This window comes from Pseudomonas sp. JAI120 (genome assembly GCF_014207255.1).
Classification (GTDB): domain Bacteria; phylum Pseudomonadota; class Gammaproteobacteria; order Pseudomonadales; family Pseudomonadaceae; genus Aquipseudomonas.
Window position 1 is genome coordinate 90,191 of record NZ_JACHCZ010000007.1, and the last position, 13,913, is coordinate 104,103.

General features: G+C 60.9%; 13 protein-coding genes. 4 read left to right on the forward strand and 9 right to left on the reverse strand.

What is annotated here, in order from left to right; all coding sequences use genetic code 11:
• Positions 1-16 precede the first annotated feature (16 nt).
• From HDC32_RS27940 to HDC32_RS27980, 9 genes are all read right to left on the reverse strand, one after another.
• Positions 17-790, reverse strand: coding sequence for a helix-turn-helix transcriptional regulator (locus HDC32_RS27940; RefSeq protein ID WP_131700077.1), 774 nt, complete (start codon positions 788-790; stop codon positions 17-19).
• A gap of 214 nt (positions 791-1,004) precedes the next feature.
• Positions 1,005-1,532 carry an inorganic diphosphatase gene (gene ppa / locus HDC32_RS27945; protein WP_003176323.1) on the reverse strand — a complete coding sequence of 176 codons (528 nt, stop codon included), beginning with the start codon at positions 1,530-1,532 and terminating at the stop codon, positions 1,005-1,007.
• A 108-nt stretch (positions 1,533-1,640) separates the two neighbouring features.
• Positions 1,641-2,456, reverse strand: coding sequence for a zinc-dependent peptidase (locus HDC32_RS27950; protein WP_131700078.1), 816 nt, complete (start codon positions 2,454-2,456; stop codon positions 1,641-1,643).
• A gap of 6 nt (positions 2,457-2,462) precedes the next feature.
• Complete coding sequence (locus tag HDC32_RS27955) at positions 2,463-3,119, reverse strand: DedA family protein (protein WP_131700079.1); 657 nt, start codon at positions 3,117-3,119, stop codon at positions 2,463-2,465.
• A gap of 299 nt (positions 3,120-3,418) precedes the next feature.
• A complete protein-coding gene (locus tag HDC32_RS27960; protein ID WP_131700080.1) occupies positions 3,419-3,877 on the reverse strand; it encodes an N-acetyltransferase in 459 nt (152 codons plus the stop codon).
• A gap of 92 nt (positions 3,878-3,969) precedes the next feature.
• Positions 3,970-4,803 (reverse strand): ethanolamine ammonia-lyase subunit EutC, encoded by an 834-nt coding sequence (gene eutC / locus HDC32_RS27965; RefSeq protein WP_053138150.1) that lies wholly within the window; start codon positions 4,801-4,803, stop codon positions 3,970-3,972.
• Positions 4,800-6,194, reverse strand: a complete 1,395-nt coding sequence (locus HDC32_RS27970; protein ID WP_131700081.1) for an ethanolamine ammonia-lyase subunit EutB — start codon at positions 6,192-6,194, stop codon at positions 4,800-4,802. The genes eutC and HDC32_RS27970 overlap by 4 nt, the downstream gene beginning before the upstream one ends.
• 57 nt (positions 6,195-6,251) lie before the next feature.
• A complete protein-coding gene (eat, locus tag HDC32_RS27975; protein WP_053138146.1) occupies positions 6,252-7,685 on the reverse strand; it encodes an ethanolamine permease in 1,434 nt (477 codons plus the stop codon).
• 147 nt (positions 7,686-7,832) lie between these two features.
• Positions 7,833-9,353, reverse strand: coding sequence for an aldehyde dehydrogenase family protein (locus HDC32_RS27980; protein ID WP_131700082.1), 1,521 nt, complete (start codon positions 9,351-9,353; stop codon positions 7,833-7,835).
• Between the two features lie 272 nt (positions 9,354-9,625).
• Between HDC32_RS27980 and HDC32_RS27985 the strand changes: the two genes are divergently transcribed.
• From HDC32_RS27985 to HDC32_RS28000, 4 genes are all read left to right on the forward strand, one after another.
• Complete coding sequence (locus HDC32_RS27985; protein ID WP_184746287.1) at positions 9,626-11,521, forward strand: sigma-54-dependent Fis family transcriptional regulator; 1,896 nt, start codon at positions 9,626-9,628, stop codon at positions 11,519-11,521.
• A gap of 73 nt (positions 11,522-11,594) precedes the next feature.
• Positions 11,595-12,944, forward strand: a complete 1,350-nt coding sequence (gene mpl, locus HDC32_RS27990; protein ID WP_184746289.1) for a UDP-N-acetylmuramate:L-alanyl-gamma-D-glutamyl-meso-diaminopimelate ligase — start codon at positions 11,595-11,597, stop codon at positions 12,942-12,944.
• Positions 12,941-13,570 carry a flavin prenyltransferase UbiX gene (gene ubiX, locus HDC32_RS27995; RefSeq protein WP_131700085.1) on the forward strand — a complete coding sequence of 210 codons (630 nt, stop codon included), beginning with the start codon at positions 12,941-12,943 and terminating at the stop codon, positions 13,568-13,570. Before mpl ends, ubiX begins: the two co-directional genes overlap by 4 nt.
• Positions 13,563-13,847: a YceK/YidQ family lipoprotein gene (locus HDC32_RS28000; protein WP_027605223.1), complete on the forward strand. Its 285-nt coding sequence runs from the start codon at positions 13,563-13,565 to the stop codon at positions 13,845-13,847. The genes ubiX and HDC32_RS28000 overlap by 8 nt, the downstream gene beginning before the upstream one ends.
• The last annotated feature ends 66 nt before the right edge of the window (positions 13,848-13,913 follow it).

Sequence of the window (13,913 nt, forward strand, 5' to 3'; positions counted from 1 at the left end):
GATACCCACATTCACCTCAGTTGCCCACCTCCGGTTCCGATTTAGAGCCTTCCCAGCCCAAAAGATGCTCATCCAGCGGCACGGGTGGGCGGCGGTTGTTGAGGGTGGACCACCAGAACACCCAGCCCACGATCTGGAAGTTCTGTTCGAACCGTTGCTCGTGCGTCAGGTATTCATCCGGGTGTTCGCCGGCGTTGTGGCTGCGCATGCGCAAACCACCCCCTGGGCGGTTGTAGAGGTATTTGATGCGTAGCATTCCATCGTGTTCGACGGCGTAGATTTCGCCGTCGATGATTTGGGTGCGGCCTTTGTCTATGGCGAGGGTGGCGCCTTGTTGGATGATGTCGATCATGCTGTTGTCGACCATGTACGCGCCCAGCGCGCGGTCGGGGTTGACGTTGAGGGTTTCGAGGGTGTGCAGGGAGACGCGGATGCGTTCGGTTGAGGTGAAGGTGGGGTGGAGGGGGATCTCCACGTCGATTTTTTCCGGGCTGCAGGCGGGGCCTGTGAGGTATTTGCCACTTTCTTCGCGGGTGGGGAGTCCTTTCCTGATGCTCGGGCCTTCCAGCAGGAAGTTGGCCGGTGGGTGTTTGGGGCCTTCGCCGGTGCGTAGCCAACGGCTGGAGATACACAGCAGTTCTGCGATCTCGTTGAGTCGGCCCATGGGTACACCGCGTTTGAACCAGTTGTTCACGTGTTGAGGCGTGACACCACGGTTTTTGGCGAAGTCGGAGGCGGAAAGATGAACTTCCCTTAATAGCGCTTTTAAGCGATCACCTGATGTATTCATAAACGCAGAGTTTACTGGCCGAGAAAACACATCAAATAAACCATGCGTTGAGTTAGGCCTGTAGGTTTTTGCTTAGTTGTAGCTTGTTACTTCGGATTTGAGCGGTGGTTAAACTAAGCTTATAAAGCATTGAACTTGTCGTTTAATTTTTCCCACAAAAAAAGCCCCGAATAATCGGGGCTTTTTCAATTGCCGAGGCAATGAGTAGCGGGTATCAGCCTTTGTAGGCTGCGACCGACTTCATGATCTCGGCGCGGGCGGCGTCTGCGTTGCCCCAACCGTCGATCTTCACCCATTTGCCTTTTTCGAGGTCTTTGTAGTTCTCGAAGAAGTGCTTGATCTGTTCCAGCAGCAGTGGCGGCAGGTCGGTGTATTCCTTCACGTCCACGTACAGCTGGGACAGCTTGTCGTGTGGCACTGCGATCACTTTGGCATCACCGCCGCCGTCGTCGGTCATGTTCAGGATGCCGACTGGGCGAGCGCGGATGACCGAGCCTGGGGTAACCGGGTAAGGGGTTACGACCAGCACGTCGAGGGGGTCACCGTCGTCGGCCAGGGTGTTAGGGATAAAACCGTAGTTGGCCGGGTAGAACATCGGGGTGGCCATGAAACGGTCAACGAACAGGCAGTCGCTGTCTTTGTCGATTTCGTATTTGATCGGCGCGTGGTTGGCCGGAATCTCGATGGCGACGTAGATGTCGTTCGGCAGGTCTTTGCCAGCCGGAATCTTGCTGTAGCTCATTGGGCGTTGCCCCCGTAGTTGGCCATATGACATGGCCGGATTGGCCTAAAAGTGGCGGCGATTATAGGCATATTCTGACGGCGATGCCATGCGCCAGACGTCGTACGGTCATTCGCCTTGTGGCTGATAACGCGGGTCGTGCGCTTGCAGTTGGGTCAGGCGGGCCAAGGGATCCTGGCGGTAAAAGCGGCTGAGTTGGGCGTACACCTGTGGATAACGGTTGACGAGTAAATCCGGGGCGCTGAAAAAATATTCGCTGGTGACCGCAAAGAACTCCGCCGGGTTTTCCGCCGCGTAGGGGTCTATCTCCGTCTCGGCGTCGGGGTTGGCGTCCAGTTGGCGATTGAGATCGTCATAAGCGCTCTGCATCACGCTGGCCCATTCCTGCACGCGCATGTCGTGGTGCAGCGGCGGCAGGCCGTTGGCGTCGCCGTTGAGCATGTCGAGCTTGTGGGCCAGTTCGTGGATCACCAGGTTGTAGCCTTCCCACTGACCGCTGGCCAGTACGCCCGGCCAGGCGAGGATCACCGGGCCTTGCTGCCAGGCTTCGCCGCTGTGTTCGCCGTCCCACTCGTGTTCGATGCCGCTGCTGTCGCGATGGCGCTGGGGGCTGAGGAAGTCGTCGGGGTACAGCACGATTTCATGGAAACCCTGGTACCAGTCGAGGTCACCCAGGTTCATCAGCGGCAATTGCGCCTGGGCGGCGAGCAGCAGGCGTTGTTCCTGGTGCAGCTCGACGCCGGGCAGGGCGGTGAGGTGTTTTTCGGCGAGGAACACCACGCAGGCTTCGCGCAGCCACTGGTCCTGCTCGGCGCTGATGCCGTCGAGGAAGGTCAGGTGGTGGCGCACCCGCTGCCAGGTGTCATCGGCAATCGGGTGCTTGGCCAGCAGGCGCCGGCGACGCCAGGCGCTGAGGGACCACATGCCAGGTTACTGCGACTTGGCTTCTGAAGACGTGCGGCCAAAGCGGCTGCGGAACACGCCAATGATCATCGGCACCAGCGACAGCAGGATGATGAACACCACCAGCAGCGAGAGGTTTTTCTTGATAAATGGCACGTTGCCGAAGAAGTAGCCCAGGGTCACCAGGCCGCCGACCCAGAGGATGGTGCCCAGCACGCTGAAGCCGAAGAAGCGTGGGTAAGGCATTTTTGCGATACCGGCAACGAACGGCGCAAAGGTCCGCAGGATCGGCAGGAAGCGCGCCAGGGTCACGGTTTTGCCGCCGTGCTTGTCGTAGAAATCGTGGGTCTTTTGCAGGTAGTCGCGGCGGAAGATTTTCGAGTTCGGGTTGCTGAACAGGCGTTCTCCCGCCGTTCGCCCGATCACATAATTGGTACTGTCGCCGAGAATCGCCGCCAACATCAACAGCCCGCCCAACAAGACCGGGTCCATGCCGCCGCCCGCAGCGACGGCGCCGGCGATAAACAGCAGCGAATCACCTGGCAGGAACGGCATGACCACCAGGCCGGTTTCGCAAAAGATGACCAGGAACAGAATGGCGTATATCCACGGACCATAGTTGGTTACCAGCATGTCGAGGTACACGTCGAGATGCAGGATAAGGTCGAGCGGGTTGAAATCCATGGATGGCACCTGTGTGAACGGCCCGACTCGGCAGGCCTGTGCGGAAGCTCGGGTAATAAGGCTACACGTGTATGTAGTGTTTCTTACAACCCTGAAAGGTCCGCATTATACGGATTGAGAGGTGAAAAGCGTGTTGGTTTTGTAGCGGGGGATGTCGCAGTACACGGTGCGCTGGGCGCCACATAACCCGCTGTGCGAGGGGCTTGCTACCGATGAGGCCGTGTCAGTTATAAATAGTCTGACTGAAAAGCCGCTATCGGTGGCAGACCCCTCCCACAGGGTGTCTACGTGTAAGGGAATCAGTCTTCGCTGATCGGCAACGTGTAGTTCTTGAACTCGGTGTCTTCACGAAACCCGATTGACTCGTACGTCTTTTGCGCCACTTGGTTATTACTGCTGGTCGACACCCGCAGCCGGACCGCATGGGTCTCCTTGGCCATCTTCTTTGCTGTGCGTATCAAATTGTCCGCCACCAGTTGTCGGCGCGCGTCTTCGGCCACATAGATGTCGTTGAGGATCCACACACGTTTAAGCGACAGCGAGGAAAAGCTCGGGTAAAGCTGGCAAAACCCGAGCACGCGTTTGTCATCGTCATCGGCCAGGGCCAGGTAGATCACCGACTCCTTGCGGCGCAGGCGCTTTTCCAGGAAGGCCCGTGACGAATCCGGAAAGGGCAGGGCCCCATAGAACTCGCGGTACTTGACGAACAATGGGGTCAACAGGTCCAGGTGTTCCAGGGTCGCTTGAGTAATCCGCATGCCAGGCCTCAACTTCCAAATGGGGTATGACCACACGAGCGGCCGTGACTTGATGCTGCCTAAAGACGCGAAAAAGCGCAATCGTGCCGGGATCAGTCGGTGGGTGGGCTGAGCAGGAAATTGCCCTTCATCAGGTCCGGGTCGTCGGATTCGATCGTCTGAAGCTGGGCCTCGTCCTTCAGGTTGACCCCCGACAGCTGCCGGCGACACGCCTCTCGCATCAAGTACAGCAGGCGATGGGCCGCCATGCCATAGCTCAAGCCTTCCAGGCGTACATTGGAGATGCAGTTGCGATAGGCATCGGTGAGGCCGACCTTGGGGTTGTAGGTGAAATACAGCCCCAAACTGTCCGGCGAACTGAGCCCCGGCCGTTCACCGATGAGGATCACCACCATCTTGGCGCCGAGCAGTTGCCCGATTTCGTCGGCCACCGCCACGCGGCCCTGTTCCACCAGGATCACCGGCGACAAGGACCACCCTTCGGCGTGGGTCTGTTCTTCCATGCGCGTAAGAAACGGCAACGTATGTTTATGCACCGCCAGCGCCGACAAACCATCAGCCACCACGACCGCCAGGTCCATGCCGCCCGGATGCGCAGCCGCGTAATCCCGCAGGCTCTGGGCCGATTCATCACTCAAGCGCCGCCCCAAATCCGGACGTTGCAGGTAGCTATGCCGGTCGGTTGCGGCACTGTGCAGCAACAGACTGTCACGCCCACGTTCGGCTAACTGACTGCTCAGGCCGGCATGGTCAAAGGGCAGGTGCACCGCGTCCCGCGCCTGGGCGTGGGCGAACTGAAAATCAAGCTGTGCGTTGGTGGGAATGCTGGTGCCGGTGCGGCCCAGCGCAATCCGCGCCGGGGTCAGGCGGCGCAGTTCCAGCCACGGGTTTTCAGGCAGGTCGAGTTGCACAGGCGGCTCCTTCATCCCAATTGCGCCAAGGCGTGGCGAAACGCCGGTGGCAGGCTGTTGCCGAAGCGCACCTTGCCGTCGGCTTGCGTAAAGATGCCCATTTTGGCCAGCCACTGTTCAAACTCCGGCGCCGGCTTTAAACCCAATGTTTGGCGAGCGTACAGGGCGTCGTGGAACGAGGTGGTCTGGTAGTTGAGCATGATGTCGTCGGAGCCGGGGATACCCATGATGAAGTTAATCCCGGCGACGCCCAGCAGGGTCAGCAGGGTGTCCATGTCGTCCTGGTCGGCTTCGGCATGGTTGGTGTAGCAGATGTCGCACCCCATGGGCACGCCGAGCAGCTTGCCGCAGAAGTGGTCTTCAAGGCCCGCGCGAATGATCTGCTTGCCGTTGTACAGGTACTCGGGGCCGATAAAACCGACCACGGTATTCACCAGGAACGGCTTGAAATGCCGGGCCACCGCATAGGCGCGGGTTTCGCAGGTTTGCTGGTCGACGCCAAAATGCGCGTTGGCCGACAAGGCGCTGCCCTGGCCGGTTTCGAAATACATCAGGTTCTGGCCCAAGGTGCCCCGGTTCAGGCTCAAGCCCGCCTCGTAACCTTCCTGCAGCACGCTCAGGCTGATGCCGAAACTGGCATTGGCCGCTTCGGTGCCGGCAATCGACTGGAACACCAGGTCCAGCGGCACGCCGCGGTTGATGGCTTCGATGGAGGTGGTGACGTGGGTCAGCACGCAGGCCTGGGTGGGGATTTCGTAGCGTTGGATGATGGCGTCGAGCATCTCCAGCATGGCGCAGATCGAGGCGATGCTGTCGGTGGCCGGATTGATGCCAATCATGGCGTCGCCGTTACCGTAGAGCAGGCCGTCGAGGATGCTCGCGGCGATGCCCGCCGGCTCGTCGGTCGGGTGGTTGGGTTGCAGGCGGGTCGACAGGCGCCCCCGCAGGCCCATGGTGCCGCGAAACTGAGTGACCACCCGGATCTTCTGCGCCACCAGTACCAGGTCCTGCACGCGCATGATCTTCGACACGGCCGCTGCCATTTCCGGTGTCAGCCCCGGCGCCAATGCGCGTAGGGATTGTTCATCGGCGGCGTCGCTCAGCAGCCAGTCGCGCAGGCCGCCGACGGTCAGGTGGCTGACCACGGCGAAAGCCTGCTTGTCGTGGGTGTCGATGATCAGCCGGGTGACTTCATCGCTTTCATAGGGGATCAGCGCTTCTTCGAGGAAGTGTTTCAGCGGGATATTGGCCAGCGCCATTTGCGCCGCCACCCGCTCACCATCGTTCTGCGCGGCGACGCCGGCGAGAAAGTCCCCGGAACGCGCGGGGCTGGCCTTGGCCATCACGTCCTTGAGGCTGTCGAAGCGGTAGGTCTGTGCACCCACCGCGTGGGAAAAGCTTGCCATACAGTGTCTCCTTGACGACGCGGGCAGGAGAGGAACCCGCGTCGAGGTTTACGGCAGTTAGTGCAAGGCGGCCTCTGCGGCCTGGATCGCGGCGAATTCTTCTTCGGGCGTGCCTGCTACCAAGTGATGCCGGCTGTAGAAAGCAAAGTAAGCAATTAATACTCCATAGATGATTGCGGCGCCAATCACCACCCGTGGATCCACCAAAAAGCCCGCAACGACGGCCACGCAGGCCAGTACCAGGGCTACACCGGACGTGAAGATGCCGCCCGGCGTGCGATAAGGACGGTCCATTTTGGGGCGACGGATGCGTAGGGTGATGTGCGCGGCCATCATCAGCACGTAGGAAATGGTCGCGCCAAACACCGCCACCAGAATCAGCAAATCCCCCTGGCCGGTCAGCGACAGGCCGAAACCGATAATGCCGGGGATCACCAGGGCCAGTACCGGTGCCTTGCTCTTGTTGGTCTGGGACAGTTTGCGCGGCAGGTAGCCGGCACGGGACAAGGCAAAGATCTGCCGTGAATAGGCGTAGATAATCGAGAAAAAGCTGGCGATCAAGCCGGCCAGACCGACCAGGTTGACGAAGCTGCCCATCCAGGTCGAACCGCCATAGGACAGCGCCAGCGCTTCCACCAGCGGGTTACCGGATTTGATCAGCGCGTAGGTGCCCGCGCCGCCCGGTGCGATCACCAGGATCAACAGGGCAAAACTGGTCAGCACCACAATGGCGCCGATCAAGCCCCGGGGCAGGTCGCGCTTGGGGTTCTTGGTTTCTTCGGCGGCGAGCGGCACGCCTTCTACGGCAAGGAAAAACCAGATCGCATAGGGGATCGCCGCCCACACGCCGACATAGCCGAATGGCAGGAAGGTGCTGGCGCCCTTGGCTTCGCTTACCGGGATATCCAGCAAGTTGGCGACATTGAAGTGCGGCACCATCGACACCAGGAATACGCCCAGTGCAATCGCGGCGATGGCGGTGATCACGAACATCAGCTTCAAGGCTTCACCGACGCCGAAGATATGGATGCCGATAAAGATGATGTAGAACGCCAGGTAGATCATCCAGCCGCCGATACCGAACAGCGACTCGCAATAGGCACCGATAAACACCGCGATGGCGGCGGGGGCGATGGCGTATTCGATCAGGATGGCGGTGCCCGTCAGGAACCCGCCCCAAGGCCCGAAGGCACTGCGGGCAAAGCCGTAGCCACCGCCGGCGGTGGGGATCATGGAAGACAGTTCGGCCAGGGAAAAGCACATGCACAGGTACATGGTGGCCATCAGCAATGTGGCGAGGAACATACCGCCCCAGCCACCCTGGGCCAGGCCGAAGTTCCAGCCGGCGTAGTCGCCGGAGATGACGTAGGCAACGCCAAGGCCGACCAGCAGCACCCAGCCGGCGGCACCTTTTTTAAGTTCGCGTTGTTGGAAGTATTGGGAGTCGACTTTTTCGAAGTCGACAGAAGATCCAGTCGGTTCGCTAGGCATGAAGAAGTACCTTTCATTGTTATTGTTTTTAACTCGGCCTCTGTGTGCCGAATGCAATTCGTAAGTACTTGTGGAGAGCTAAGTGTGGGAGAGGGCAAACCCCTCCCACATTTGAGTACATTTCAACTGTGGGAGGGGAGGGGTTAGTTAGAAGAAGCCCAGCGGATTAATGTCGTAGCTCACCAGCAAGTTCTTGGTCTGCTGGTAGTGATCCAACATCATCTTGTGCGTCTCACGGCCCACTCCGGACTTCTTGTAACCGCCAAACGCGGCGTGCGCCGGGTACAGGTGGTAGCAGTTGGTCCACACGCGGCCAGCTTTAATCGCACGGCCCATGCGGTAGGCGCGGTTGATGTCGCGGGTCCACACGCCGGCGCCCAGGCCGAACTCGGTGTCGTTGGCAATCGCCAGGGCTTCGGCTTCGTCCTTGAAGGTGGTGATGCTCACCACCGGGCCGAAGATTTCCTCCTGGAACACGCGCATTTCATTGGTGCCCTTGAGCAGGGTCGGCTGGATGTAATAGCCGCCGGCCATGTCGCCAGTGAGCTGCTCGACCTTGCCGCCAGTCAGCAGTTGCGCACCTTCGCCCTTGGCAATTTCCAGGTAGGACAGGATCTTGTCGAACTGCTGCTCGGACGCCTGGGCGCCGACCATGGTGTCGGTGTCCAGCGGGTCGCCGCGTTTGATCTGCTCGACTTTCTTCATCACTACTTTCATGAACTCGTCGTAGATCGACTCTTCCACCAGCGCACGGGATGGGCAGGTGCACACTTCGCCCTGGTTAAAGAACGCCAGCACCAGGCCTTCAGCGGCTTTCTCGATAAACGACGGTTCGGCTTTCATGATGTCGGCGAAGAAGATGTTCGGCGACTTGCCGCCCAGCTCAACAGTGGACGGGATAATGTTCTCGGCCGCCGCGTGCATGATGTGCGAGCCCACCGGCGTGGAGCCCGTGAAGGCGATCTTGGCGATACGCTTGCTGGTGGCCAGGGCTTCGCCGGCTTCGCGGCCGAAACCGTGCACCACGTTCAGCACGCCCGGTGGCAGCAGGTCGCCGATCACTTCCATCAGCACGTTGATGCCCAGCGGCGTTTGCTCGGCGGGCTTGAGTACCACGCAGTTGCCGGCGGCCAGGGCCGGGGCGAGTTTCCAGGCGGCCATCAGCAGCGGGAAGTTCCACGGGATGATCTGGCCGACCACGCCCAGCGGCTCGTGGAAGTGGTAGGACGCGGTGTGTTCGTTGATCTCGGCGCTGGTGCCTTCCTGGGCGCGGATGCAGCCTGCGAAGTAGCGGAAGTGGTCAGCCGCCAGCGGGATGTCGGCGTTGAGGGTTTCACGCACGGCCTTGCCGTTGTCCCAGGTTTCGGTGATGGCCAGCAGTTCGAGGTTCTGTTCGATGCGGTCGGCGATTTTCAGCAGCACCAGCGAGCGGTCCTGGGCCGAGGTCTTGCCCCAGGCGTCAGCGGCAGCGTGGGCGGCGTCCAGCGCCTTGTCGATGTCTTTGGCAGTGGAGCGCGGGAATTCGGCGATAGGCTTGCCGTTGACCGGCGAGGTGTTGGTGAAATAGTTGCCATCGACCGGGGCAACGAATTCGCCACCAATGTAGTTGCCGTACTTGGCCTTGAACGAAACGATCGCGCCTTCAGTACCGGGGTGTGCGTAACGCATGGTGGGTATCTCCTGGCTTTTATGTTTATTGGAGTGCAGCGCGCAAGCGCTTGGTAAAGCGTAGAGCAAAGGTTGGGCCACTGCTTTGCAGGCCAGGGAAATCAAGGGGTTGGGGTTTGTTGCAAAGCTTTGCTGTGACACAGGTGGTACAGGCGCTGTGACAGTTTGTGCCATAAACGGTACACGCTGTGACCGGCGGGTCGGTCCGGGATTGCATTGGCTGGGTGCCTGGGGGATGCTGGTTGCTCTCACGCAGGGAGAATAATAAGAACATGCATAACGATCATTTCAGTCGCCATGCCCAGCAAGTCCTCACCGTGGCGCGCGGGCGCGATCCGTCCAGCGACCCGTCCATCGCCCGTTCCTGGCTGCGCTGCCTGGAGGACTACCACCTCGACCCTGCGCAAACCATCGCCCCTACGGTGCTTGAGCATGGCCGCCTGCTGGAAAGCCGTGAGCGCCTGCAACAGGTGCTGCATATCGCTGGCAGCGAGATGAACAGCCTGCACCAGCAGCTGTCGGGCGCTGGCCATGCGGTGCTGCTGACCGATGCGCGTGGGGTGATCCTCAACTGTGTCACGGCGCCGTCCGAGCGCAAGATTTTCGAACGCGCCGGGTTGTGGCTCGGTGCGGATTGGAGCGAAGCGTGCGAGGGCACCAACGGCATCGGCACCTGCCTGGTGGAACGCCAGTCGTTGACCATTCATCGCGACGAACATTTTCGTGGGCGCCACACTGGACTGACCTGTTCGGCGAGCCCGGTATTCGACCCCCATGGCGACCTGCTGGCGGTGCTGGACGTGTCGTCGGCCCGTGAGGAGGTGTCGCGCCAGAGCCAATTCCACACCATGGCGCTGGTCAACCTGTCGGCGAAGATGATCGAGAGTTGCTACTTCCTGCGTCACTTCGAAAACCATTGGCTGCTGCGCTTTCATCTGCAGGCCGAGTCGGTGGGCCTGTTCAGTGAAGGGCTGCTGGCGTTTGACGGCGAGGGCCGGATTTGTGCCGTCAACCAGAGCGCACTCAACCTGCTGGGGCAGGTTCGGGGTGGCTTGACGGGGCAACCGGTGGAGGCGTTTTTCGAGTGTTCCCTGGACCAACTGCTCGGTCGCGCCAGTGCCAATGCCACCGCCAGTTGGCCATTGCGCACGCGGGATGGCCGGCACTTGTTCGCGGCTTTGCGCGGTCAATCGCGCAGTGTGCCTGCGCCCATCGTCAAGCCTGAGCCCGTGCGCCTGGCCGGTATCTGCCTGGGCGACCCGACACTGCAGAGTGACTTCCGGAAGGCGCTGCGGGTATTCGAGCGTGATGTGCCCTTGCTGATCAACGGCGAAACCGGCTCCGGCAAAGAGGCCTTCGCCAAGGCGGTGCATCACGCCAGCCAGCGCGCCGACAAGGCTTTCGTTGCCCTCAACTGTGCCGCCATCCCGGAAAGTCTGATCGAAAGCGAACTGTTCGGCTATCGCGGCGGCAGCTTTACCGGCGCGCGCAAGGACGGCATGCAGGGCAAGTTGCAACAGGCCGACGGCGGCACGCTGTTCCTCGATGAAATCGGCGATATGCCGTTGGCGCTGCAGACGCGCCTGTTAAGGGTGCTGGAGGACCGCATGGTGGTGCCCATCGGCGGTGAGCCCCAGGCGGTTGATGTCAGAATTATCAGCGCGACTCACCGGAATTTGCTGGAGCGCGTGCAGGACGGAAGTTTTCGGGAAGACTTGTACTACCGGCTCAACGGCCTGGAAGTCGGTTTGCCAGCGTTGCGTGAACGCAGCGATAAGCATCAGTTGCTGGATTTCCTGCTGGCGCAGGAGGCGGGTGGGCAGAGCGTACAACTCGACCCGGCAGCACGCTCGGCGCTGCTGACCTACCCCTGGCCGGGCAACGTCCGGCAACTGCGCACGGTGTTGCGTACGCTGGCAGCGCTGTGTGACGACGGGCGGGTCGGTCTTGAGGATTTGCCAGCGTTGATCCGCCAGGCTCGGCCACAGCCGGTCGCCGAGGCCAGGCTTGCAGAGTCGCCCCTGGGGGACGCCGAACGACTCGCCCTGCTCACGGCCCTGGAGCAACAACGCTGGCACATGACCCACACGGCGGAGCAGTTGGGTGTCAGCCGTAACACGCTGTATAGAAAGCTGCGCCGGCACGGTATTGCACGGGCGGCTCCATAGATTGGTCCTACAGCTAAAGAGTGCGATTTTCGCCCCCCTGCGCTAACCTGCCTCGATGTTTACGAGGTCGACTATGCACATTCATATTCTTGGTATCTGCGGCACTTTCATGGGTTCGATGGCGGTTCTGGCCAAAGAGCTGGGCCATCATGTAACGGGCTCCGATGCCAATGTTTACCCGCCCATGAGCACGCAACTGGAGGCTCAGGGCATTGAGTTGACCCAGGGTTACGACCCGGCGCAATTCGACCCGGTGCCGGACCTGGTGGTGATCGGCAATGCCATGTCCCGTGGCAATCCTGCTGTCGAATACGTACTCAACAAAGGTTTGCCTTACGTGTCCGGCCCGCAATGGCTGGCCGACCATGTGCTGCAAGGTCGCTGGGTCTTGGCCGTTGCCGGCACCCATGGCAAGACCACCACCAGCAGCATGCTGGCCTGGGTGCTGGAGCACGCGGGCATGAGCCCGGGCTTCCTGATCGGCGGCGTGCCACAGAACTTCTCGGTCTCCGCGCGTCTGGGCGATACGCCTTTCTTCGTGATTGAAGCCGACGAATACGACAGCGCCTTTTTCGACAAGCGCTCCAAGTTCGTCCACTACCGTCCGCGCACGGCGATCCTCAACAACCTCGAGTTCGATCACGCCGATATCTTTCCAGATTTGGCGGCCATCGAGCGACAGTTCCACCATTTGGTGCGCACCATTCCCAGCGAAGGCCTGGTCATCCACCCGACCACCGAGCCAGCTTTGCAGCGTGTGATCGAGATGGGTTGCTGGACCCCGGTGCAAACCACCGGGGCGGGTGGGCAATGGCAGGTCAAGTTGCTCAGTGAAGACGGTTCCAGGTTTGAAGTGCTGTTTGAAGGCGAGGCCCAAGGCATTGTCGATTGGGACATGACCGGCCAGCACAACGTTGCCAACGCCCTGGTCACCCTGGCCGCCGCGCGCCATGTGGGCGTGGTGCCGTCCATGGGCATCGCGGCGCTGAGTGCATTCAAGAGTGTGAAGCGACGCATGGAGAAAGTCGCCGAGGTGAATGGGATTACCATCTACGACGACTTTGCCCACCACCCGACTGCGATTGCTACCACGCTGGACGGCCTGCGCAAGCGTGTCGGTGATGCCCAGGTAATCGCGATCGTCGAGCCGCGCTCCAACTCCATGAAGCTCGGCGCCCACCGCGACGGCCTGCCGGAAAGCGTTAACGATGCCGACCAGGCGGTGTGGTACGCACCGGCCAATCTTGGCTGGGACCTGCCGGCGATTGCGGCGCAGTGCACGGTGCCGTCGAAAGTCTGTGATTCCATCGAGGGCATCATTGAGTTCGTCAAGCACCAGGCCAAGCCTGGCGCCCATGTGGTGGTCATGAGCAACGGCGGCTTCGGCGGCTTGCACGGCAAACTGGCCGAGGCGCTGAAATGAGTGGCCCGGAACGCGTCACCCTGGCGATGACCGGCGCATCCGGCGCGCCGTATGGCTTGCGCCTGCTGGATTGCCTGGTGCGTGAGGATCGTGAGGTGCACTTCCTGATCTCCAAGGCCGCGCAGTTGGTGATGGCCACCGAGACTGATGTCGCGCTGCCCCCCAAGGTGCAGATGATGCAAGCCTTTCTCACCGAGTACACCGGTGCGGCGGCGGGGCAGATCAAGGTCTATGGCAAGGAAGACTGGATGTCGCCGGTGGCATCGGGTTCTGGCGCGCCGGCGGCAATGGTGGTGGTGCCGTGCTCCACGGGGACGTTGTCGGCGATTGCCACGGGCGCTTGCAACAACCTGATTGAACGCGCCGCCGACGTGACGCTGAAGGAGCGCCGCCAGTTGATCCTGGTGCCGCGTGAGGCGCCGTACTCGAGCATTCATCTGGAACACATGCTCAAGCTGTCGAACCTGGGGGTGACTATCCTGCCAGCGTCGCCCGGCTTCTATCACCAGCCGCAGACCATCGATGACCTGGTGGATTTCGTGGTGGCGCGCATTCTCAACCTGTTGAATATCCCTCAGGACATGCTGCCGCGTTGGGGCGAACATCATTTGAGCAGCGATGAATAAGGCACTGTTGGTGATACTGGCGCTGCAACTGGCCGGCTGCGCCACCGCACGTACCCTGGACGCCGCGCAGCCCGGCGCGCCGGTGGTGTATGCCGGCACGCGGTTGGATTTGTATGCAATGAACGGAGGTTGCTGCGCCAAGGACCGGTTCGGTGCCGAGGCGCCCAGCTATCCCGGCGTCGACCTGCCAGCCAGCGCGTTGCTCGACACGCTGTTATTGCCGCTGTCAGTGTTGACGGTGCTGGGGGTAGGGTTTAACGCGACTGGCGGGCTCTAGCCCGGATTTTAAACGCATCACAAAACCAATGTGGGAGGGGCTTGCCCCCTCCCACATTTTTGCTTT